The organism is Flavobacterium sp. W22_SRS_FP1 (assembly GCF_052113685.1).
In the GTDB taxonomy this organism is placed as follows: Bacteria; Bacteroidota; Bacteroidia; order Flavobacteriales; family Flavobacteriaceae; genus Flavobacterium.
The window spans coordinates 22,285-44,482 of the sequence record NZ_JBGQOE010000026.1 but is presented as its reverse complement, the minus strand read 5'-3'; the positions used below and the strand labels follow the sequence as shown (position 1 = coordinate 44,482).

20 protein-coding genes and 1 tRNA gene are annotated in these 22,198 nt (G+C 35.4%); 4 read left to right on the top strand and 17 right to left on the bottom strand.

What is annotated here, in order from left to right:
* Window positions 1–649: 649 nt before the first annotated feature.
* The 15 genes from ACEN2H_RS12970 to ACEN2H_RS12900 all read right to left on the bottom strand — a co-directional run bounded on the left by ACEN2H_RS12970 (window position 650) and on the right by ACEN2H_RS12900 (window position 17,337).
* Window positions 650–723 (bottom strand) — tRNA-Arg (locus ACEN2H_RS12970).
* Window positions 724–782: 59 nt separating this feature from the next.
* Window positions 783–1,232 (bottom strand): GatB/YqeY domain-containing protein, encoded by a 450-nt coding sequence (locus ACEN2H_RS12965; protein ID WP_441733023.1) that lies wholly within the window; start codon window positions 1,230–1,232, stop codon window positions 783–785.
* 314 nt (window positions 1,233–1,546) lie between these two features.
* A complete protein-coding gene (ftsZ, locus tag ACEN2H_RS12960) occupies window positions 1,547–3,481 on the bottom strand; it encodes a cell division protein FtsZ (protein WP_441733022.1) in 1,935 nt (644 codons plus the stop codon).
* A 58-nt stretch (window positions 3,482–3,539) separates the two neighbouring features.
* Complete coding sequence (gene ftsA / locus ACEN2H_RS12955) at window positions 3,540–4,922, bottom strand: cell division protein FtsA (RefSeq protein WP_441733020.1); 1,383 nt, start codon at window positions 4,920–4,922, stop codon at window positions 3,540–3,542.
* A gap of 7 nt (window positions 4,923–4,929) precedes the next feature.
* Window positions 4,930–5,652 carry a cell division protein FtsQ/DivIB gene (locus ACEN2H_RS12950; RefSeq protein ID WP_441733019.1) on the bottom strand — a complete coding sequence of 241 codons (723 nt, stop codon included), beginning with the start codon at window positions 5,650–5,652 and terminating at the stop codon, window positions 4,930–4,932.
* Window positions 5,639–6,988 carry a UDP-N-acetylmuramate--L-alanine ligase gene (gene murC, locus ACEN2H_RS12945; protein WP_441733017.1) on the bottom strand — a complete coding sequence of 450 codons (1,350 nt, stop codon included), beginning with the start codon at window positions 6,986–6,988 and terminating at the stop codon, window positions 5,639–5,641. The genes ACEN2H_RS12950 and murC overlap by 14 nt, the downstream gene beginning before the upstream one ends.
* A gap of 48 nt (window positions 6,989–7,036) precedes the next feature.
* Window positions 7,037–8,128: an undecaprenyldiphospho-muramoylpentapeptide beta-N-acetylglucosaminyltransferase gene (murG, locus tag ACEN2H_RS12940; RefSeq protein WP_441733015.1), complete on the bottom strand. Its 1,092-nt coding sequence runs from the start codon at window positions 8,126–8,128 to the stop codon at window positions 7,037–7,039.
* Window positions 8,129–8,179: 51 nt separating this feature from the next.
* Window positions 8,180–9,469, bottom strand: coding sequence for an FtsW/RodA/SpoVE family cell cycle protein (locus ACEN2H_RS12935; protein ID WP_441733014.1), 1,290 nt, complete (start codon window positions 9,467–9,469; stop codon window positions 8,180–8,182).
* A gap of 38 nt (window positions 9,470–9,507) precedes the next feature.
* On the bottom strand, window positions 9,508–10,839 hold the full coding sequence (gene murD / locus ACEN2H_RS12930) for a UDP-N-acetylmuramoyl-L-alanine--D-glutamate ligase (protein WP_441733012.1): 1,332 nt from the start codon (window positions 10,837–10,839) through the stop codon (window positions 9,508–9,510).
* A 1-nt stretch (window position 10,840) separates the two neighbouring features.
* Complete coding sequence (mraY, locus tag ACEN2H_RS12925) at window positions 10,841–12,070, bottom strand: phospho-N-acetylmuramoyl-pentapeptide-transferase (protein ID WP_441733010.1); 1,230 nt, start codon at window positions 12,068–12,070, stop codon at window positions 10,841–10,843.
* A gap of 8 nt (window positions 12,071–12,078) precedes the next feature.
* The gene (locus ACEN2H_RS12920; protein WP_441733009.1) at window positions 12,079–13,542 is read right to left on the bottom strand and encodes a UDP-N-acetylmuramoyl-L-alanyl-D-glutamate--2,6-diaminopimelate ligase; all 1,464 of its coding nucleotides are present in this window, start codon (window positions 13,540–13,542) and stop codon (window positions 12,079–12,081) included.
* On the bottom strand, window positions 13,539–15,542 hold the full coding sequence (locus ACEN2H_RS12915) for a penicillin-binding protein (protein WP_441733007.1): 2,004 nt from the start codon (window positions 15,540–15,542) through the stop codon (window positions 13,539–13,541). The genes ACEN2H_RS12920 and ACEN2H_RS12915 overlap by 4 nt, the downstream gene beginning before the upstream one ends.
* Window positions 15,533–15,880 (bottom strand): FtsL-like putative cell division protein, encoded by a 348-nt coding sequence (locus tag ACEN2H_RS12910; RefSeq protein ID WP_441733005.1) that lies wholly within the window; start codon window positions 15,878–15,880, stop codon window positions 15,533–15,535. Before ACEN2H_RS12910 ends, ACEN2H_RS12915 begins: the two co-directional genes overlap by 10 nt.
* A gap of 100 nt (window positions 15,881–15,980) precedes the next feature.
* Window positions 15,981–16,889, bottom strand: a complete 909-nt coding sequence (gene rsmH / locus ACEN2H_RS12905) for a 16S rRNA (cytosine(1402)-N(4))-methyltransferase RsmH (RefSeq protein WP_441733003.1) — start codon at window positions 16,887–16,889, stop codon at window positions 15,981–15,983.
* Window positions 16,864–17,337, bottom strand: a complete 474-nt coding sequence (locus tag ACEN2H_RS12900; RefSeq protein ID WP_441733002.1) for a division/cell wall cluster transcriptional repressor MraZ — start codon at window positions 17,335–17,337, stop codon at window positions 16,864–16,866. Before ACEN2H_RS12900 ends, rsmH begins: the two co-directional genes overlap by 26 nt.
* A gap of 393 nt (window positions 17,338–17,730) precedes the next feature.
* Here ACEN2H_RS12900 and ACEN2H_RS12895 point away from each other — a divergent pair, with 393 nt between their 5' ends.
* Window positions 17,731–18,504 (top strand): alpha/beta fold hydrolase, encoded by a 774-nt coding sequence (locus ACEN2H_RS12895; RefSeq protein WP_441733000.1) that lies wholly within the window; start codon window positions 17,731–17,733, stop codon window positions 18,502–18,504.
* A 31-nt stretch (window positions 18,505–18,535) separates the two neighbouring features.
* Entirely contained in the window at window positions 18,536–19,156 is a 621-nt protein-coding gene (gene yihA / locus ACEN2H_RS12890) for a ribosome biogenesis GTP-binding protein YihA/YsxC (RefSeq protein ID WP_441732998.1), read from the top strand.
* 85 nt (window positions 19,157–19,241) lie between these two features.
* Here yihA and gldC read toward each other — a convergent pair whose 3' ends face one another.
* Complete coding sequence (gene gldC / locus ACEN2H_RS12885; protein WP_441732996.1) at window positions 19,242–19,577, bottom strand: gliding motility protein GldC; 336 nt, start codon at window positions 19,575–19,577, stop codon at window positions 19,242–19,244.
* Window positions 19,577–20,533 carry a gliding motility lipoprotein GldB gene (gene gldB / locus ACEN2H_RS12880; protein ID WP_441732994.1) on the bottom strand — a complete coding sequence of 319 codons (957 nt, stop codon included), beginning with the start codon at window positions 20,531–20,533 and terminating at the stop codon, window positions 19,577–19,579. The genes gldC and gldB overlap by 1 nt, the downstream gene beginning before the upstream one ends.
* 98 nt (window positions 20,534–20,631) lie before the next feature.
* On the opposite strand from gldB, the gene nadE reads away from it, so the two are divergent.
* Entirely contained in the window at window positions 20,632–21,432 is an 801-nt protein-coding gene (gene nadE, locus ACEN2H_RS12875) for an NAD(+) synthase (RefSeq protein ID WP_441732992.1), read from the top strand.
* 91 nt (window positions 21,433–21,523) lie between these two features.
* Complete coding sequence (locus ACEN2H_RS12870) at window positions 21,524–22,153, top strand: LuxR C-terminal-related transcriptional regulator (protein WP_441732990.1); 630 nt, start codon at window positions 21,524–21,526, stop codon at window positions 22,151–22,153.
* Window positions 22,154–22,198: the final 45 nt, after the last annotated feature.

Sequence of the window (22,198 nt, the reverse complement as noted above, 5' to 3'; positions counted from 1 at the left end):
GGACTTTAATGTCCTTTCTTTTGAAAAAATTATCCTATCCCTTTTCCTGAGAGTTGCATTAACTAATTGAATCTAGTAGAAATAAAACCACAACAGATAAAATAACACAAAAGCTTACTTAGTTTCATATTAAAAATAAAGTGGGAACAAGCTTTATCATACTATTACTAGTAGAATTTTTGTTAATGATTATCAAACAGTTACACCCTTACAAACCTTAATTTATTATGGGCTAAATACTTTTATTTCGATGCACTCTGCAGCTCTAAAAAACATTTAATCAAATCTTTTGTAGTTACAATCCCAACCAAAAGTTCCCCTTCACATACTGCCAAATCATGAAATTCGTTTTTTGATAAAATTGGCGCTGTTTCCGTTTTCGTGCTTGTTAGGAAAATGGGTACAGCATAATTATTGACAAACGAAATAAAATAATTGTACTAATATTCATAGTTTCACTAATACACTCTCTTGGATTTTTACTAAAATATTGCTAAACTACAGGTTTTGAATCTAGTACCTTATACTAATAGTTAGTTCAACTTTTAAGCCTAAAGCGCGTTTTTGAGATGGTTTGACAATGGTTTGACTATTCCTAAAAGCAAAAAAACGCAAACCGTTAAAATTAAACAGTTTACGTTTTAAAAAGTGGCCGCGACAGGGTTCGAACCTGCAACCCTCAGAGTCGAAATCTGATATTCTATCCAGTTGAACTACGCAGCCTTTTTTGAGATGGATTAACGATTTTAAAAGCAAACCGTTAATCACAGCTCTATATTGTATTAAACTAACAATTTCTTTACGATTGTAGAAATCATCTTTCCTTCAGCAGTTCCTCCCAATTTGGCAGATGCCAATCCCATAACCTTCCCCATTGATGCTATGCCTGTCGCTCCTGTTTCAGCAATGATTGCTGCGATTACGGCTTCTACTTCTGCTTCGCTTAATTGTGCGGGTAAGAATTTTTCGATTACGGCAATTTGCGCTAATTCTGGTTCAGCTAGATCCAAACGGTTTTGTTCTGTAAAAATTCTAGCACTTTCCTTACGGGTTTTTACTAATCTTTGAAGTAATTTAACCTCATCATCTTCAGTTATTTCTTCTTTTGATCCTGATGCCGTTTGAGCTAAAAGAATCTCCGATTTGATTGCTCTCAAAGCCTCTAGTGCTACTGTGTCTTTGGCTCTCATGGCGGTTTTTAAATCGTCCATGATTTTCACTGCTAAACTCATATTGTTTATTGTTAATTTGTAATCTCTTAATTGATTGTTGAAATGCAAACCTTTAAAACAGGGTCTTTTGTGCCAAGTCGCTATCATCTGGTAATAGTGACAAGCCTTTTAAATAAAGTCTTCTCTTTTGATTTTAAACAGCATCGGACAGAAGAGCTTTTACGCCCTATGGATATTCTATTGTAAAAAACTCTTTAAACCAAAGCTAGAATGTACCCAAATTGATTATCCCGTTCATTGTGTGCGCGAAGATAAAAAAAATAACCCGAAAATTAAATTCAATTTTCGGGTTATCTCTACATGAATTACTTTGTTTAATCTACGTTGTCATGCAAAAAGGAATTGTTAGATCGCAACTGCACATCATTATTGCTATCTGTTCCAACAGAAATCCTTGAATTTGTATTGTTTGACTTTGTATTTGATATGTCTATTCCTAATCTTTTATAAGCAGGCTCTTTTTCGTACTCATCAATTTTAGAAACATTATTATGAAATTTATAATTGAACTCTTTCAATTTTTTTCTTCTTTCATCCGCTCTAAGTCTCAATGTTTCTTCGATTGTCATTTCCATCGGAGAAATCTCTTCAAGCTTTGAATCCGTATTTGCAGATACATCAACTTGCTTCATCGTAATGTTCATCTCAGCAGGAATAATCTCTTCCACCGATTTTACAGCGGGTTTAGCAGCTACAAAATCAGTATCTGCTTCCATGTATTCTTCAAGAGAATATTTAATGATTCCTTTTTCTGACAATTCAGTTACAGGAACAAATTCAACAGGTTGATTTACTTTAATGTCACGTGTTTCATCTGTTAATTGAAACAACAACTTTTCCTCTTCAATTTTTGCAACGGGCTCTGGCTTGGCTAATGGCAAATCAAAAGAAAAAACAGTTTGCTCTTCTCTTTCTGGTGCTTTTGGCTGTTGCACTTGCTTTACTTCAGCAGCTTTTGGCGCTGTAAAAGTAAAATCTACCTCCTTGATTGGAGAGACAATTTCGAAAGTAACATCTAAGTTTTTAATAAACTCGGAGATGGCCAATAAATCTTCATTTCCCGGAACAGGAACAATAGCCTCTGGTACAACTTTGTCTTCCAATAATTCAAAAACTATTCTATCATCAGAATTTGATTTTGAAGAATCATTATTCAAGTCGAATGCGGGAACTGCATCTTTCGTTAGATTATGAACACTTCTTTGTTCGTCCTCTAGCGTATGAATTATTTTTTTAGGCTCCGTGTTTACGATTCCGTTTTGTTGTTCAATATCGAAGCCCGTTGCAATAATAGTTACTGCAATGGAGTCTCCCAAAGTTTCATCTTCACCAACACCCATAATAATATTGGCATTGTGCCCTGCTTCAGTTTGAATGTGGTCATTGATCTCCCCTATTTCATCTAAAGTGATTTCATTAGAACCCGAAACGATGAGCAACAATACGTTTTTGGCACCTGTAATTTTATTATCATTTAGTAAAGGAGAATCTAATGCGGAAACGATCGCTTCTTTTGCTCTGTTTTCGCCTTCAGCGACAGCAGACCCCATAATTGCGGTCCCACTATTAGACAAAACAGTCTTAGCGTCTCTTAAATCTATATTTTGGGTATAGTGATGGGTGATTACTTCTGCAATTCCTCTTGAGGCTGTTGCTAAAACTTCATCTGCTTTTGAAAATCCAGCTTTGAAACCTAAATTTCCGTATACCTCTCTTAATTTATTATTATTAATAACTATTAAAGAATCTACTTGCTTGCGTAATTTTTCGATACCTATTTTAGCTTGCTCTTGACGAACTTTACCTTCAAATAAGAACGGAAGCGTTACGATACCTACAGTAAGAATTTCTCTTTCTTTCGCTAATTGAGCAATTACTGGTGCAGCACCTGTTCCAGTACCACCACCCATTCCTGCAGTAATGAAAACCATTTTAGTATTGCGATCCAACATTTTTTCAATCTCGGCAATACTCTCGATAGCTGATTGTTGCCCTACATCAGGGTTAGCACCGGCACCGAGTCCTTCAGTCAGGTTGACTCCTAACTGAATTTTATTGGGAACTGAACTGCTTTGTAATGCCTGAGAATCAGTATTACAAACGATAAAGTCCACCCCTTTAATTCCTTGTTTAAACATGTGGTTTATTGCGTTACTTCCGCCTCCACCTACACCAATTACTTTGATTACATTTGATTGGTTTTTTGGTAAATCAAATGAAATACTTCCAAATTCTGAGTTGCTCATCATTTTATTTGGTTTTTGATATTAATTATTAATTGTTGTATTCTTTGTTTTGGGCATTGCCCTACTCTGCGTTGTCCAAAAAATCTTTAATCTTGTCGACATAGCGATCAAAAAATGATCTCTTTATTTTATCTCCTGTAGACTCTTCCTTTTTCCGACTGTTCTTATTTTCCGTCTCTTCCTGCTCTTCCTGCCTTCTATCCTGATCTTCGTCAACTGGCGGTAGGTATGACGCTACTTTTGGCGGACTAATCTCAGCCCCTTTTCTAACTGCACTTTGTGTTTTATTCTCTATGCTATTCATCACTAGACCTACTGCCGTGGCGTATAATGGGCTTGAAAACTCTTCATCTGAATCGCCTGCTAAATGCTCGTTTGGATATCCAATTCTGGTATCCATTCCAGTTATGTACTCCACTAATTGCTTAATATGCTTTAATTGTGCCCCACCACCGGTAAGTACAATCCCTGCAATTAATTTTTTCCGGGGATCTTCATGTCCATATGCTTTTATTTCTGCAAAAACCTGTTCAACAATCTCAACCACACGGGCATGAATTATTTTTGACAGATTTTTTAGAGAAATTTCTTTCGGCTCTCGTCCTCTTAAACCTGGAATAGAAACGATTTCATTATCTCTGTTTTCACCCGGCCAAGCCGACCCGAATTTAACTTTCAATAATTCGGCTTGTTTTTCAATAATAGAACAGCCTTCTTTTATATCATCAGAAATTACATTTCCTCCAAAAGGTATTACCGCAGTATGACGAATAATTCCATCTTTAAAAATGGCTAAATCTGTTGTTCCTCCTCCAATGTCTATTAAAGCAACACCCGCTTCTTTTTCTTCTTGACTCAAAACTGCATCCGATGACGCTAATGGCTCTAATGTCAAACCAGACAATTCAATTCCTGAACTTTGAATACACCGACCTACGTTACGTATCGATGAAGCTTGTCCTACCACTACGTGAAAGCTAGATTCTAGCCTTCCTCCGTACATCCCAATAGGCTCTTTAATTTCAGATTGTCCGTCAATTTTAAATTCTTGCGGCAAAACATGAATAATTTCTTCTCCAGGCAACATAGCTAATTTATTGACTTGGTCAATCAGCAACTGAATGTCGTCTCCTCCTATCACTTCCTGAGGATTGCTTCTGCTTATATAATCCGTATGCTGAATACTTCGAATGTGCTGACCAGCTATACCTACAACAACATCTTTTATTTTATAGCCTGAATTATTTTCAGCTTCCTGTATCGCTTGCTGAATAGACTGTATCGTCTGAGTAATATTATTTACTACTCCTCTAGCAACTCCTAAGCTTTTGGATTTACCAACTCCTAAAATTTCAAGCTTACCATATTCGTTCTTTTTGCCAATCATGGCAACAATTTTAGTTGTCCCAATATCTAGACCTACTGCAATATTCTCTTTTTCCATTATCTATTTATTTAGTACAAACTACTTGTTTTGTAAATCTGAGGTCAATTTTTTTATATTTATATAACGAACTATCTAAAACTGCTTTTTGAAAAAAGGCCTTGTAATCTTTAAATTTTCGCTCCGAATCTATGATGCTACCAAAATCAATTTGATATTCAAAGTTTCTATTAAGCATTTTTAAGCTTCCATTTGGCATAATTTGGACAGCAATGATGTTTTTTTTCAAAAAATCATCGTCATAAATCACCCGAAATAACTGGGCTAATTCTTCGTTATTTTTTTTATTTATCACTCCCGAAACAAGCGGAACTCTAGCGGTAAAGTTTTCTGACAGCGGCATTCTATCCCCTTCATAATCAATATAAAAAGAGTCCTCATCATTCAAAACTCTAGCTATAGGAGTCTTTTGTTTTACCATTGCTTTTAAGACACCGTCAATGCTAACAAACACATCCGATTTTTGAATCAGATCATTTGAATCTAGTGTTCTTTCCAGCTTATTCAAATCTAATTTATCTTTTTGAATGCTTGATGCATTCTCTTTATTTTCTATTAACAATTTATTAACCGTTTCTCGTTTTATAAAAAGTGCGTTATCCCCTATAAAAACAACCACAGCTTTAGTGAGTTTTCTGTTTTCATTTCGTTTTGAAGTAAAAGAAAACAAGAAAATTACTAAACCAAGCATGAGCACTAATCTGATATTTGTCCAATTAAATATTTTCATTTAACGCTTCTTTGATTGATACTACCAACTCACCTATATCACCCGCTCCTATAGTAACGATGACTTGAGCATTACTTTTCAAAATAGCCTTTATTAAGCCCTCTTTTGAAATAATTTTTTTATCCTTATTATCAATTTTATCTAAAAGCCATTCTGATGTTATGCCCTCTATTGGCAATTCACGCGCAGGATAAATATCCATTAAAACAACTTCGTCAAATCGGGACAGACTTTTCGCAAACTCATCTGCAAAATCTCTAGTCCTGCTAAACAAATGCGGTTGAAAAACTGCTAAAACTTTTTTATTGGGGTATAACTCGCGTACTGCCTGATGAACTGCATCAATCTCTGTTGGGTGATGTGCATAATCATCAATGTACACTAAGTTCTCTTTTTTTATTTGATATGAGAACCTTCTTTTAACACCTTTAAATGAAGCTAAGGCTACTGCAATGGCGTCGGTTGGGGTGCCGAATATTTCAGCCATTGCAATAGCCATTAAAGCATTCATTAAATTATGTTTTCCAGGTAAGCCAAAACGGAAATCGAGTACGACTCCCTTTGGTGTTTTTATATCAAACAAATAACTTCCATCTTCAATTCTAACATTAAAAGCACTATAAACAGCTTCTTCGTTTACAGCCACCGTAACACCTAATAACGGAAGGTCTTTAGTTATAAACAATTTGCTCTTGTCTTTCACTTTGCCCGCAAATTCTAAAAATGATGCCTCGATTGCATCACTCGTTCCATAAATATCCAAATGATCGGCATCCATCGAAGTAATACAGGCAATATTAGGATGCAAATGCAAAAAAGAACGATCAAATTCATCCGCTTCGACAACCGTAATCGTTTTACCGTCACCAATCAGATTTGAATTATAATTTTCTACAATTCCTCCGATAAAAGCAGTAACATCAGCTCCGGTCTCGTACAAAATATGCCCTAAGATACTAGAGGTGGTAGTCTTTCCATGTGTTCCCGCAACCGCAAAACAAAAAGTGTCTTTTGTTATTATTCCTAAAACCTCTGCTCTTTTTTTGACATGAAAACCACTTTCAACGAAATAGTTCCACTCCAAATGTGCTTTGGGAACTGCAGGTGTAATAATCACCAAGGTGTTTTCGACAAGATAATCCTTCGGAATAGAATCTATACTGTCTTCAAAGTGAATCGCAATCCCACTTTCTATCAATTCCTTTGTTAAAGTAGTTGGGGTTTTGTCATAACCTGAAACTTGCTTCCCGATATTTTTAAAATACCGAGCCAAAGCACTCATACCGATGCCACCGATTCCGATGAAATAGACGTTCTGTATTTGGTTTAAGTTCATTTACTATTTTTTTATTTAATCTCGTAAAGTCCTATGACTTTATGATTTTTACTTTTTAATTAATTTTACAATTTCATCGACAATTGTTTTTGTCGCCTCAGGCATCGCCAATTGTTTAATATTCTCACTTAATTGATTTTGTTTCCCCTGATCTTTTAACAAAGCTTCAAAAACAAGACTAAATTCAGCATCCAATTCGGATTCCCTCAAGAGAAGACCCCCTTTTTTATCTACAATTGATTTTGCGTTTTTCGTTTGATGGTCCTCAGCTACATTAGGAGAAGGAATGAAAATCACTGGTTTTCCAACAATAGATAATTCCGAAACCGATGAGGCTCCCGCACGAGAAATAACAATGTCCGAGGCTGCATAAACTAAATCCATTCTCTCTATAAAAGGAAAAACTTGTACATTATTAGCATTGTATTTCTTATACTCTTCAAAATATAACTTCCCGCATTGCCAAATAATTTGGACATTTTGAGAAACGATATTCTCCAGCTCCTTTTCAATCAATTGATTCAGCCTTCTTGCACCAAGACTTCCGCCTAGAACCAACAAGGTTTTTTTATTTGGATCCAAATTGAAATGCTGGATCGCCTCTGTTCTTTTACTTTCGATATCAATTAAGTCTTGGCGAACCGGGTTTCCGGTCAAAACCATTTTTTCTTCAGGGAAAAACCGTTCCAAATTCTCATAAGCGACGCATATCACATCGGCTTTTTTACTTAGTAGCTTATTGGTAATTCCTGGAAATGAATTCTGTTCTTGAATCACCGTAGGAATGCCCATCATACTTGCCATTTTTAATAATGGACCACTGGCGAAACCACCGGTACCAATTACAACATCTGGTTGAAAACGCTTTAATATTTTTTTAGATTCCCATAAGCTATCAACCAGCTTGAAAGGAAACATCAAATTTGGCAAACTGACTTTTCGCTGCAAACCAGAAATCCATAAACCTTTTATTTGATATCCCGACTGAGGCACTTTTTGCATTTCCATCTTGTCCTTGGCTCCCACAAAAAGAAATTCAGCATCCGGGAAACGAAATTTTAATTCATTGGCTATAGCAATTGCTGGGTAAATATGTCCACCTGTTCCTCCACCGCTTAATATGAATTTATATTGTTTCATCTGAAATAAAAGTTGTTACGTTTTTGAAAAACAGTTAATTTTATAAAAATATTATTTGTTTAAAACCGCTTTCATCGGATTTGTCGCTTTGTCTTCAATAGAATAATTATCCGGATCTTCATCTTCAGACGCCAACTCGGCATCGATTAGTTTATTCAGTGCCTCTTCTCTTTTGGCGGCATCTTTTTGTTCTTCAGCTATCTCTTCCTCTTTTTTAGTAACGCTTATGATGATCCCAAGTGCAAAACACGTCATCCAGATAGAACTTCCACCGCTGCTTATCAGCGGCAATGTCTGCCCAGTCACAGGCAACAATTCCACCGCGACCGCCATATTAATCATCGCCTGAAATATCATAGGAAATCCTAGCCCTATTACTACTAATTTTCCGAATAGCGTATTGGCTTTGTGCGAGGCAACAACAAATCGAAATAACAGTAATAAATATAAAATAAGAACCATTAGTCCACCTACAAGTCCATACTCCTCAACGATAATAGCATATATAAAATCTGATGAAGACTGCGGCAAAAAGTTCTTTTGAATACTTTTACCTGGACCCAATCCATAAATTTTTCCTGATGCAATTGCAATTTTTGCCTTCTCGATTTGATAATCATCTTCATCGGGTTTATCGGTGCTGAAATTTTCAATTCTACTTTCCCAAGTCTGCACCCTACTAAAAACCCTAGAGTCCGGAAATGCTTTACTTAGCAAAACAAAAAAACTAAGAAATAGAATTCCTGACCCTATAATAACTCCGATATATTTTAACGGATACTTACCTACAAAAACTAACATGAGCACCATGGCAAAAATTAGCGCTGTTGTAGAAAAATTAGCAGGTAATATAAGAATTAATGTAAAAGATACCGGTAACCAAAGCTGCCACACTGAGGCTTTAAAAGTTATCGGGGTTTCTCTCGATTTTGATAAATAACGAGCTACAAATATAAATAACACCACAGATGCCAATGTTGATGTCTGAAACGATATCCCTATAAAAGGAACTTGAATCCATCTACTGGCATTTGCACCCGCTATAACAGTCCCTTTAATCAAAGTATAGATCAATAATATCCAGACCACGGGTAATGCCATTTTGGAAATAGCCCTGAAATAATGATATGGTACTCTGTGAACCGCATAAATAATCACAAAACCAATGCATATGTGTGCAAAATGCTTTACTAAATAGCCTAATGTATTTCCCGTTCCATGTCCCAAATACGCTAAATTACTACTAGCACTAAAAACAGGCATAAAGGAAAACAAAGCTAATAAAGCCACGAATGACCATATCCCTTTATCTCCTTTTAACTTGCTTATCAGTTGTTTCATTTCTATTGCTTTAGTTATAAAACTATTATTAGTTACGCTTATAGATTGTGCACTCCTTGTTTGAATTGATTTCCTCTATCTTCATAGTTTTCAAACAAATCAAAACTCGCGCAGGCTGGTGATAACAAAACAGTATCTCCTTTTTCAGTTAATCTTTGCGCCATTTTCACTGCATCACTCATACTCGACACTTCGACCATGATATCAACAACATTTCCAAAAGCGTCAATTATTTTTTTGTTGTCTACCCCTAGGCAAACAATCGCCTTTACTTTCTCTCGCACTAAAGACATCAATTCATTATAATCATTCCCTTTATCAACTCCCCCGACAATCCATACTGTAGGGCTATTCATGCTATCCAGTGCGAAAAAAGTGGCATTCACATTTGTTGCTTTTGAATCATTGATATATTCAACATTCTGAATTTTCAATACTTTTTCAAGACGGTGTTCTACACCTTGAAAATTTGATAAACTTTCACGAATCGTTGCTTTTCTTATTTGCATTAATTTAGCCACAGAAGTTGCTGCCATTGCATTTTTCATATTATGTTTTCCTTCTAAGGCAATAGATTCTGTCTCCATTTTAAATTCATCCTTATTAATAATTACTTCCATTTTGTTGTTTTGTATAAATGCTCCTTCGCTGAATGTTTTTGTCAATGAAAAAGGGATTAATCTAGCTTTCGTTTTATTGTTTTTTAACCATTCCGTAATGGCCTTGTCATCTGCGTCATATATGAGGTAATCTTCCTCTGTTTGATTCATCGTTATTCTAAATTTCGAATCAATATAATTTTCATATTTATAATCGTATCGATCTAAATGATCAGGACTAATATTAGTAATTATGGCAATATGTGGCTTATAATTCACGATTCCATCGAGCTGGAAACTACTTAACTCAAGTATATAAGAATCAAATTGATCATCGGCTACTTGCCAAGCAAAACTTTTCCCTATGTTCCCTCCTAAACCTACGTTCAATCCAGCGGATTTAAGCAAATGATAGCTTAACATTGTGGTGGTGGTCTTTCCATTACTGCCTGTGATCCCAATCGTGATCGCTTTTGTAAAAGGAGCAGCAAACTCAATTTCGGAAATCACGGGAATACCTTTTTCTATCAGTCTTTTTACAATTGGGACTTTTTCAGGAATTCCGGGACTTTTCATCACCACATCAGCATTCAAAATCAGATCCTCTGTATGTTTTTCTTCTTCCCAAGCTATGCTATTATCTATAAGAACTTCTTTGTACTTTTTTTTTATCTTACCAAAATCAGACACAAAAACATCGTATCCTTTTTTTCTGCCTAGAATGGCTGTACCCACTCCGCTTTCTCCTCCACCTAATACAACTAGCCTCATGTTATCTTAATTTTAGGGTAACAATGGAAAGTATGGCCAACATTATAGCTACAATCCAAAATCGTGTTACGATTTTACTTTCATGATAGCCTCTCTTTTGATAGTGATGATGCAAAGGAGCCATCAGAAAAATTCTTTTGCCTTCACCAAAGCGCTTTTTGGTGTATTTAAAATAAGCAACTTGCAAAACTACCGACAAGTTTTCGACTAAAAATATACCGCACAATAATGGAATCAATAATTCTTTTCTAACCGCTATGGCCAGTACCGCAATGACACCTCCAATAGTTAAGCTTCCAGTATCCCCCATAAATACTGACGCAGGATAAGAGTTGTACCAGAGAAAACCAATCAATGACCCAACAAATGCCGCTATAAACACCGTCATTTCGCCCGAATTGGGTATGTACATTATATTTAAATAATTCGAAAAAATAATGTTTCCAGAAAGGAAAGTAAAAATCCCCAATGCTAATACGGATATAGCAGAAGTTCCCGCCGCGAGCCCATCTATTCCATCGGTTAAATTGGCGCCATTTGAAACTGCTGTAATAATAAAAATCACAACTGGAATAAAAATAAGCCATGCCCATTTTTCATAACCTTCACCAGTCCAAGCCAACAACTCTGCATAATCAAATTCATTGTTTTTGAAAAAAGGAATTGTAGTCGCTGTTGATTTTTCTTCAACCGGACTTTCCTTTATCACATTTTCAGTGGTAGCTTTAAAAATATCGTTCTTACCCGTATCTGTTCGAACCGTGACATTTGGACTAAAGTAAAGGACAACTCCCACGATCAATCCCAATCCTACTTGTCCAAAAACCTTAAAAATACCTTTTAAGCCTTCTTTATCTTTTTTGAAAATTTTGATATAGTCGTCAATAAAACCAATAGTTCCCATCCATAAAGTCGTCACTATCAGTAAAACAATGTAAATATTGTGTAGTTTCGAAAATAGCATAACTGGCACTAGGGTAGCAAAAATGATGATAAGCCCGCCCATAGTTGGTGTTCCCGCTTTCTCATTTTGTCCCGCTAAACCTAACTCTCTTACTGTTTCCCCTACCTGCTGGTTGCGTAAAAAATTTATAATTCTTTTACCAAAAACCGTAGACAACAGAAGAGACAATAAAAAAGCTAATGCCGATCTAAAAGTGATATATTGAAAAACCCCCGTTCCGGAAACATTCAACGTTTTATCTAAATATTCAAATAAATAATACAGCATGTTTTTTACTATTTATGAAGTTGTTCTAATGTCTCTTTAACTATTTTCATGTCATCAAAGTCATTTCGAACTCCCTTGATTTCTTGATAAGTCTCGTGTCCTTTACCCGCTATTATGATGATATCATTTGGCTGAGCCAATTGACAAGCCGTTTTTATAGCCTGTCTTCTATCTGTAATCGCTAATACTTTATTAAAATTTTGAGCCTCAACACCTAATTCCATTTCAGCGATAATTACATCTGGATCCTCATTTCTAGGATTATCGGATGTTAAAACCACTTTGTCGCTTAATTCAGATGCAATTCCAGCCATTATTGGACGTTTTGTTTTATCTCTATTACCGCCACAACCTACAACAGTGATAACTTGCTCTTTTTTAGTGCGAATGTCATTTATAGTTTTCAGTACGTTTTCAAGCGCATCTGGGGTATGTGCATAGTCAACAATCGCTGTAACATTTGTAGCAGAGATTATGTACTGAAACCTACCAGAAACACTCTCTAGTTCAGAAAGCAAGCGAAGTGTTTCTAGACTCTCTAATCCAAGTTCGATGGCCGTACCATAAATGGCCAAAACATTATAAGCATTAAAGGTACCTATCAGTTTTACCCAAACTTCATTTCCTTCTATTTTTAACAACAAACCCCCCAATTGATTTTCAAGGATCTGTGCTCTATAATCAGCATACGTTTTTAAAGCATAAGTGCGTTTTTTAGCGGCTGTGTTTTGCAATAGTACCGCACCATTTTTATCATCGATGTTAGATAAAGCAAAAGCTGTTTTTGGAAGATGGTCAAAAAATGATTTTTTTACATCTCTATATTCTGCGAAAGTGGGGTGATAATCTAAATGATCGTGGGATAAATTAGTAAAAACTCCCCCAACAAAATGCAAGCCTTCAGTTCTTTTTTGATGAATTCCGTGAGAACTTACCTCCATAAAACAATATTCAACTCCTTCTTTAATCATTTCTCGTAAATAATGATTGATCGTTATTGAATCCGGAGTTGTATGAGTGGTTTTATATTCTTTATCGTCAACTAAAATTTTAACAGTGGACAAAAGTCCCACCTTGAATCCTGCCTTTTTGAATAATTGATATAAAAGTGACGCTATTGTAGTTTTACCATTAGTGCCAGTTATACCTACAAGCCTTAAATCTTTCGAAGGATCCTCAAAATAATTTGCCGCCATGAACGCAAGCGCTTTGTTTGTATCTTTAACTTGGGCGTATGTGATTCCATTCTCGAATTTGTCTGGAAAGCTGTCGCAAACAATTGCAACAGCACCAAGTTCTATCGCTTTTTGAATATAATCGTGACCATCAGAAATGGAACCACGAATAGCAACAAAAACATCGTTTTTTTCTATTTTCCTGGAATCAAATTCTATTTTCCCAATAGCAACATTAGTCGAACCATTAACGGATTCGATAGCTACTTTGTACAATATGTCTTTTAGTATAATCACAATAATTCAAGTGTTATAGTTGTGTTTTTAATTATATCCTGACCCGCCTGAAGCGATTGTGTTTTTACTTTACCCATACCCACAGCATTGACTTTTACACCCAGATTTTCTAGCAAAGCAATCGCATCCATTCCGGGCATTCCCTTAACATTTGGTACTAATTGCTGTGGTTTTTGCAAACGAGCAAAATATTCATTAAAATTATTTTCCTGTTTGGGAATTTTTTTATTTAAATTTTTAATTTCATTTGTAGAAGGTACATCGGTGAATATCTTTTGCGCTATCCTTTTAAAAACCGGACCCGCCACATCTGCTCCATAATAATTATTGTTTACGGTACTGGGCTTATGAACCATCACTATGCAAGAATATTTAGGTTTGTCAGCCGGAAAATAACCTACGAAAGAAGAGGAGTAATATTTTCCCGCACCCCCGTCTTTTGCATAATTCACTTGAGCTGTTCCCGTTTTTCCAGCCATCGAGAAATCCTTGGAATACAATTTAGAAGCTGTACCTTTTTTGACCACATTTACCAATACAGCTTTTAATTTCGAAATGGTTTCCGGTGAACAGATTCTTTCATTGATTACCTCTTTATCCATTTTTTTGATGGTTTTGTTCCACTCTTTTATTTCAGAAACAAATTGTGGCTTAACCATGACACCATTGTTTGCCACTGCATTATAAAATGCCAATGTTTGCATTGGCGTTACCGAAACCCCATAGCCGAAAGCCATCCAGGGAAGTGATATGTTAGACCAATTCTTATCGCTAGGTTGAGGAATATACGCTCTTCCTTCTCCTTTAAAATCCATTTTTAGTTTTTTGTTAAAACCGTATGAATTAATATGATTGACAAACTTTTCGGGATTATTTTGATAATTGTCATAAACCGCTTGTACCATAACCGTGTTTGACGATAATTCAAATCCTCTCGCTAGAGATATTTTTCCATATCCCCCTTTATGGGAATCTCTAACCGCTTTTCCTGAATAGCGAATCTCCCCGCCATTTGTGTCAAAAACCGTACTTGTGTCAGCCACTTTGTCCTCTAATATAGCCATCAAATCGGCTAGCTTAAATGTGGACCCAGGCTCACCAGATTCAGCCACGGCATAATTAGTAGTTTCGTAGTAAGTACCGTCTTTGGCTCTTCCTAAATTAGCAATTGCCTTCACGTGTCCTGTTTCTGTCTCCATCACAACCACGCAGCCATGATCTGCTTCGTACTCTTGCAATTGTTTTAATAAAGCATGATGGGCAATGTCTTGAATATAAACATCAATAGTAGATATCACATCATAACCATCTTGCGGATCCACTTCATTTATGTCACGAATTGGCTTCCATTGTCCTTTTGCTATTTTTTGTTTTAGAATTTTACCGTCTTTCCCATTCAGGTATTTTCTATATGCCCACTCAATACCTTTCCCAGAAAAAGTATTTTCAGCTATTTCTCTTTCATAACCAATGGTTCGTTCCGCGATTTTACCTATCGGATGCTCCCTGATTGTTTTTTGTTCTATAATAATTCCACCTTTATACGCACCTAATTTAAATAAAGGAAATTCCTTGATTTTTATATAGTCTGTATAACTTAACCCACGAGCGATTAGATAATACCTGTTATTATTGGCTCTCGCCTTTCTAAGTTCGTTTTGATAAAAACCACTTGATTTACCTAAAAATATAGCCAGAGAATCCGATAATGCCACTACGTTTTTTTCGAAATTCTCCACTTTAGGAGCCAGCGCATCAAAACGAATTGTATAATTAGGTATTGAAGTCGCCAATAAGCTGCCGTCTGCCGAATAGATATTCCCTTTATTTGCCGGAATAATAAAATTCTTAACTGTTCTTTCTTTAGCTAATTTTCTATAGTAGTCCCCTTCAACCCACTGTATATTTGTCAACTTCACGGCAATCGCGATCGCTATTAAAAAGATAGCAAAAGCAACCAAGTAGATTCTATATGATATGTGTTTATCTTCTACTGCCATATTTTTTTAAGGAAGGTTTTTTTCTCTTCTTTTATCACTTTAATTTTAACTGGAGGCACCGTTGATGGGAAAATCTCTTTCGCAATCATCTTTTCAGAAACGGTCGATTCCATTCTTAATTTCATCAATTGCGAACGTCTATCAACAAACTCGGAGCGTAATTCTTTTACTTCGTTTGTCAGTGCGGCAATCCTAAATACTTTCTGTTCGTATTGTTGTGTATTAGCAATCATAATTATGGCCAAAACGATAAGAAAAACAATAAATCGCCAATTTTTGATAGCATGATCGTCTATAAGAAACCGCGCTTTCAATATGTTTATAAAACCGTTTTTCATTTGTCTTTTTCCGATTTTCCCCCAAAATTGAGGATGACTAGATATTAAAAATTAGTATCTATTATTCTGCTTTGGACCCTCCTGCTCTTAAATACAGAGACTATTTTTTTTCGGCTATTCGTAATTTAGCACTTCGGGCTCTATTATTTAACTTGATTTCTTCTTTGTCTGGAACGATTAGTTTTCCAACGGTTTTAAACGGAACCGAAAAATTACCAAAGAAATCGCGTTCAGGCTCTCCTTCAAACATTCCATTTTTCATAAATCGTTTCACCAATCTGTCTTCCAATGAATGGTATGAAATAACGCTCAGCCTTCCTGCCGGATTTAATATTTCCAGCGACTGCTCAAGAAACTCCTTTAAAGAGTCCATCTCTTGGTTCACTTCAATTCGAATAGCCTGATAGATTTGAGCCAGAATTTTATTCCTGATTCTTTCAGGTAAAAATTTTGCCAAAACCTCTTTCAGCTCATCCGTAGTAGTAATTGCTTGCTGTTCTCTTGACTCTACAATTGTTCTCGCTAAGATTGGAGCATTTTTTAACTCTCCATAATCCAAGAATACTCTTTTCAAATTTGCTTCATCGTATTCATTCACGACTCTATTAGCATTCAGATCGTTTTTCTGACTCATCCTCATATCCAATTCTGCGTCAAAACGAGTCGAAAATCCTCTCTCCGGCACATCAAATTGATGAGATGAAACACCCAAATCAGCCAAAATTCCGTCAACACTTTTCACACCTGAGAAGCGCAGAAATCTTTTTATATGTCGAAAATTCTCATTTATCAAAACAAATCTTTCATCGGGCAATGCGTTAGCTAACGCATCCTCATCCTGATCAAAAGCAAATAACTTCCCTTCTGGTCCCAACCTACTTAAAATTTCCTTAGAATGCCCACCCCCACCGAAGGTAACATCTATATAGACGCCGTCAGGCTTAATATTTAAACCATCTACTGATGCCTTTAGTAAAACCGGATTATGATATTCCATTGTCGTCGTCATTTATATTTCCCATTACTTCCTCTGCCAACTCGGCAAAATCTACATCTTCGCCATTTATCGATTTTTCGTATAAATCCTTATCCCATACTTCAATTATATTCACTGCCGAAGAAAAAACAATATCTTTGGACATACTTGCAAAAGTAACTAGGTCTTTCGGGACCAATAACCTTCCTAAAGCATCTATTTCCACCATCTTTACACCTGCGGTAAACCTGCGTATAAAGTCATTGTTTTTCTTTACAAATCGATTGAGTTTATTAATTTTTGACATCATCAAATCCCACTCAGCCATAGGATACAACTCCAAACAAGGTTGAAACACAGAGCGCTTCAAAACAAAACCGTTTTGTAACGAAAGGGCCAATTGCTTCTTTAAAGGCGCCGGCAACAGCACTCTTCCTTTAGCATCTACCTTACATTCATATGTTCCGACTATTGTAATCAAATGAGTTTTCTTTTTAGAAATGAACTAAAGCAAAAATATGAAAAAAATTACCACTTTCTACCACTACTTACCACTTTGTTGATAAGTTTAACCGCTTTTGGCGGAAACAGCTTAATTTATGGACTATCAGACTGTTAGACAGTTGACAACTTACAGCAAAGAATATTCAAAATAAAGAAAAAAGAGAGGTGTTTATAAGCAGGTATTTAACAAGCGACAGCACTTATTTATAACAAATAATTTTACGAAAATCCCATATTAGAAGACGCCAATTTTTATTTGAACTAAAAACAACAAAAAAAGGCAGCAATAAACCTAAAAATTGTACCCAAAAATTCATTTTAATTTATTAAATCCTATATTTGTCAAAATTGAAAATCCCCATTTAAAAACATGGAAAAAAATTATAAGAAAGAAGGTAAATACAGCTATTATGAGGCTGGAGAAGGAACGCCAATTGTAATCTTACACGGCCTAATGGGAGGTCTAAGTAATTTCGATGCCGTTGCCAGTTATTTCTCTGAAAAAGGATACAAAATAGTCATACCTGATTTACCTATTTACACCCAAAATATTTTAAAAACCAACGTTAAAAATTTCGCAAAATACGTTAAAGACTTTATCACTTTCAAAGGTTTTGAAAGAGTAATTCTTTTGGGAAATTCGCTAGGAGGCCATATTGCATTATACCATACTAAAATGTATCCTGAAAAAGTTGCAGGACTGATAATAACTGGTAGTTCAGGATTATATGAAAGTGCCATGGGCGATAGCTACCCTAAAAGAGGAGACTACGAATACATTAAGAAAAAGGCCGAAGATGTATTTTACGATCCCAAAATAGCAACCCCAGAACTTATTGATGAAGTCTATGCTACTGTTAATGATAGAGTAAAATTGATAAAAACACTAACAATTGCCAAAAGTGCTATTCGCCATAATATGGCAAAAGACTTACCTAAAATGCACGTTCAAACTTGTATTATATGGGGGAAGAATGACAAAGTTACACCTCCAGATGTAGCTGAGGAATTTAATAACTTACTACCTAATTCCACTTTATATTGGATTGACAAATGCGGTCATGCGGCGATGATGGAACATCCTGAAGAATTTAACCGATTATTGGAAGACTGGCTAACACATACGCATTTAAAAGCACGCTAGTCCTAAAAGGAGAATTTTACACCTAGAAAAAATGAAAATTAATACAGCCGAATTTGTAATTAGCAATTCAGACGTTTCAAAATGTCCAAAGGATTTTTTGCCAGAATATGCTTTTATAGGCCGATCAAACGTTGGGAAGTCCTCATTAATCAATATGTTGACCAACCACAAAAAACTTGCTAAAACTTCTGGAAGACCGGGAAAAACACAGCTAATAAATCATTTCTTAATAAATAATAACTGGTTCTTAGTAGATTTACCAGGATATGGGTATGCTAAAGTGTCTAAAAAAACCAAGTCCGTTTTTCAGCAATTTATCACTGATTATTTCGAAACCAGAGAGCAATTAGTTTGTGCTTTTGTTTTAATAGATATTCGACATGAGGCACAGGCAATTGATATCGAATTTATGGGGTATATGGGAGAGAGCGAAATTCCTTTTTGCATTGTTTTCACTAAAGCAGACAAAATCAGCAAAGTAAAAATTGATTCCCATATTGCTGCTTATAAAAAGAATATGTTCGCGAATAACTGGGCAGAAATGCCTCATTATTTTGTGACATCGGCTACAGAGTCTCTAGGAAAAGATGAACTGCTGAATTATATAGAGGAAGTAAATCAAGAAGTTTTCAAAAACAAGAATCAATTTTAAAACTATTTCGTTTTTAATCAACCCAAAAAATCCCAAAACTTAATCATAAGTTTTGGGATTTTTTATTTCATATAATAAATTTGGCTTATTTTTTCAATTCCAGTTTTTCAGCAAAATAATCACAAAATTGCTTCATTGTATCGGTCATTTTTTCGTCACCGGTAGCACGATAAAAAGTATCCGACATAGTAACTAGTGTCTGATGAAAGAAGATCTTCATTTCATCGACAGGCATTTCTTTTGTCCATAAATCGATACGCAAACTTTCTTTTGATTTACTGTCCCAAACTGAAAGCATCACCGCTTTGGATTCTTCCAGTTCAACTCCACCGTCTTTTGCGGACCAGAGCAGCTTTTCCGGAACTTGGTTTTCATCTAATTCTACGACAATCTTAATTTCTGATTTGTTTTTCTCTGACATTACTTCTTAGGTTTGTATTTTGATTTTTCAAATATTTCTTTAGTATTCTCATTTAATAATTGTTGCAAAGGTACCTCATTGTTTTCCATATATGAGCGAACAATTTGCCATCCTACCCAAGCCCCTACTCGACCTGGAGTTTCATTGTCAATTTCCAAATAAAATTTAGAAAAAGGAGCCATATTTATGAATCTGGGAATTAGTTTTTGATCGTCACTATAAAGCAATTCTTTCTCTATGAAGTAACGCCAAATATAACTCTCATTTTCACTACACCATTTTATCTGTTCCGCGGTGTACCCCATTTTGTCAGCATCACTGTAATCTGGCAGCAACACATCTTTAAGATACAACTCTTTACCAGCATAAATCATATTAGAAAGCAAGCTTTTATCTTGATTAGGAACTGTTTTATATTTAAAAAAGCTAGAAACAACATCTGGCATCATTTGACTTTGTTCAAAATTCTGCTTGATGTAATTTGGGAACTGATAAAACTTATGTTCTTTGCCTAAATACATTTCGAGAGAAATAATAACCAAACTATCAGCATAAATCACCTTGTTATTATAGTCCATTTCAGATATTACTGTAATTAGCTTGGGAATCTTTGTCTCCGGAAAATAATATTTAACATGCTTAAAAAGAGTTACAGCTTCATTTTGCAAAGGTTCTAAATCCGCATACTTTTTTTGTACTTCATTATACAGTTCACGCCATAATGGATCTTGCATTTTATCTAACCAAATAGCATCTTCTGTTCCTGATGGAAAAAAGAACGGATATTGATTTTTTACTCTCTTTAAATCTTCAGGTTGCGCTTCGAAAAAATTTTTATGAAAACGGTCCACCTCTATTTTTACCGGAATTTCATCAACGGCTTTCTCTATTTTATTTTTTTGTCCGCAAGACAAAATAAATAAACTTAGAACACTAGAAATTAGGTATATTTTCATTTTTTTAATTAATTTTGCCAACGAAAAATCACACAAAAGAAGAGGTCAATCATCGCTTTTGCAAATATACATTCCTCCTTTTAAAAAGTTAAACAATTATGACTAAAAAAAACACTATACAAGTTGAAAAAGTGAATACTCAAATTGTACACTGGCTTAAAACCTATGCTGAAAATGCTAAAACTAAAGGATTTGTTATTGGCATTTCAGGTGGTGTTGACTCAGCCGTCACTTCAACATTGTGTGCACAAACCGGCATGGATGTTTTATGCGTAGAAATGCCCATTCATCAACACCCTAGTCATGTGAGCCGCGGCCGCGAACATATTGAACAATTAAAAAAAAGATTTCCTAACGTAACAAACGTCCAGGCAGATCTGACTTCAGTTTTTGAAACGTTTAAGAACGAAGTCCCTACTGATTTTGAAGAGAGCAAACTGAATCTGACTCTGGCAAACACAAGAGCACGACTGCGCATGACAACTTTATATTATTTTGCGGGCGTTCAAGGTTTACTGGTTGCGGGAACCGGAAATAAAGTAGAAGATTTTGGGGTCGGTTTTTACACAAAATATGGAGACGGAGGAGTAGACTTAAGCCCAATTGCCGATTTAATGAAATCCGAAGTGTTTACATTAGCCGCTTACCTAAACGTTCCAGAATCAATTCTGAATGCAGCTCCGTCAGACGGTCTCTTTGGTGACGAAAAAACAGACGAACAACAATTAGGCGCTAACTATGATGAGTTAGAATGGGCAATGCATCAAGATGAAGCTGGTAAAACTGCTGATGATTTTTCTGGAAGACAAAAAAATGTTTATGAAATTTACAAACAGTTAAACAAAAACAACCAACATAAAATGAAAAATATACCAGTTTGCTTAGTTAATCGGAATTAACGGCTATTTACCCATAAAATTACCGATAATGTTTTTTTTGTTGTTAAATTTATCGTATAATTTTGACAAATAACTCTTAAATAACAGAAATATGATTAAAGTTTGTTTAGCCGATAACTACCCAGTAGTGCATTTTGGAGTGAAATCTTATTTTAAAGATCATGAAGAAATATCGATAGTTGCCAATGTTGGTAATTTTTTGATGATTCGCGATATACTCCTTACTAAGGAAATAGATGTTTTAATATTAGACTTGGAACTGGAGGGCCTTTCCAGTATTTTTGAAGTTAAATCAATCTTGAAAAACTTTCCAAAAACGAAAATTATTATTTTTAGCAGTCTTTCAGAGCAAGTTTACGCGCCAAACGCCATTAAAGCGGGTGTCTCTGGATTTGTACACAAGAAAGAAAAACTAGAAACATTAGGTCAGTCTATTGTTAAAGTCAGTCAAGGAAAGATCATCATGAACGAAACCGTTAAAAAGAACCTTGCCTTAATTGCAAAACAAAGCAAGAGTGAGCGCTTGTATCGAAAATTATCTAATCGAGAAGTTGAAGTGCTACGCTATTTAAGTGGTGGGAAAAAGAATCATGAAATTGCTGAAATTCTAAACCTAAATGAAAAAACAATTAGCACATATAAATTGCGATTGTTAACAAAGTTGAATGTAACCAATCTAGTTGATTTAGTGGAAAAAGCAAAAAAACTAGAAATCGTTTAGCAGGTTTCTGCCGAAACATTTCCTTACTTTTTGAAACCAAAGTGA

Bases quoted from the DNA above. Each gene is read 5' to 3' on its own strand.
- ftsA (WP_441733020.1), bottom strand. From the start codon at position 4,922: ATGGAAAAAGAGAATATTGCAGTAGGTCTAGATATTGGGACAACTAAA.
- mraY (WP_441733010.1), bottom strand. From the start codon at position 12,070: ATGCTGTATTATTTATTTGAATATTTAGATAAAACGTTGAATGTTTCC.
- ACEN2H_RS12895 (WP_441733000.1), top strand. From the start codon at position 17,731: ATGGAAAAAAATTATAAGAAAGAAGGTAAATACAGCTATTATGAGGCT.
- gldC (WP_441732996.1), bottom strand. From the start codon at position 19,577: ATGTCAGAGAAAAACAAATCAGAAATTAAGATTGTCGTAGAATTAGAT.
- ACEN2H_RS12910 (WP_441733005.1), bottom strand. From the start codon at position 15,880: ATGAAAAACGGTTTTATAAACATATTGAAAGCGCGGTTTCTTATAGAC.
- murD (WP_441733012.1), bottom strand. From the start codon at position 10,839: ATGAGGCTAGTTGTATTAGGTGGAGGAGAAAGCGGAGTGGGTACAGCC.
- murG (WP_441733015.1), bottom strand. From the start codon at position 8,128: ATGAAACAATATAAATTCATATTAAGCGGTGGAGGAACAGGTGGACAT.
- ACEN2H_RS12935 (WP_441733014.1), bottom strand. From the start codon at position 9,469: ATGAAACAACTGATAAGCAAGTTAAAAGGAGATAAAGGGATATGGTCA.
- murC (WP_441733017.1), bottom strand. From the start codon at position 6,988: ATGAACTTAAACCAAATACAGAACGTCTATTTCATCGGAATCGGTGGC.
- gldB (WP_441732994.1), bottom strand. From the start codon at position 20,533: ATGAAAATATACCTAATTTCTAGTGTTCTAAGTTTATTTATTTTGTCT.
- ACEN2H_RS12870 (WP_441732990.1), top strand. From the start codon at position 21,524: ATGATTAAAGTTTGTTTAGCCGATAACTACCCAGTAGTGCATTTTGGA.
- ACEN2H_RS12950 (WP_441733019.1), bottom strand. From the start codon at position 5,652: ATGAAAATATTTAATTGGACAAATATCAGATTAGTGCTCATGCTTGGT.
- ACEN2H_RS12915 (WP_441733007.1), bottom strand. From the start codon at position 15,542: ATGGCAGTAGAAGATAAACACATATCATATAGAATCTACTTGGTTGCT.
- yihA (WP_441732998.1), top strand. From the start codon at position 18,536: ATGAAAATTAATACAGCCGAATTTGTAATTAGCAATTCAGACGTTTCA.
- rsmH (WP_441733003.1), bottom strand. From the start codon at position 16,889: ATGACGACGACAATGGAATATCATAATCCGGTTTTACTAAAGGCATCA.
- nadE (WP_441732992.1), top strand. From the start codon at position 20,632: ATGACTAAAAAAAACACTATACAAGTTGAAAAAGTGAATACTCAAATT.
- ACEN2H_RS12965 (WP_441733023.1), bottom strand. From the start codon at position 1,232: ATGAGTTTAGCAGTGAAAATCATGGACGATTTAAAAACCGCCATGAGA.
- ftsZ (WP_441733022.1), bottom strand. From the start codon at position 3,481: ATGATGAGCAACTCAGAATTTGGAAGTATTTCATTTGATTTACCAAAA.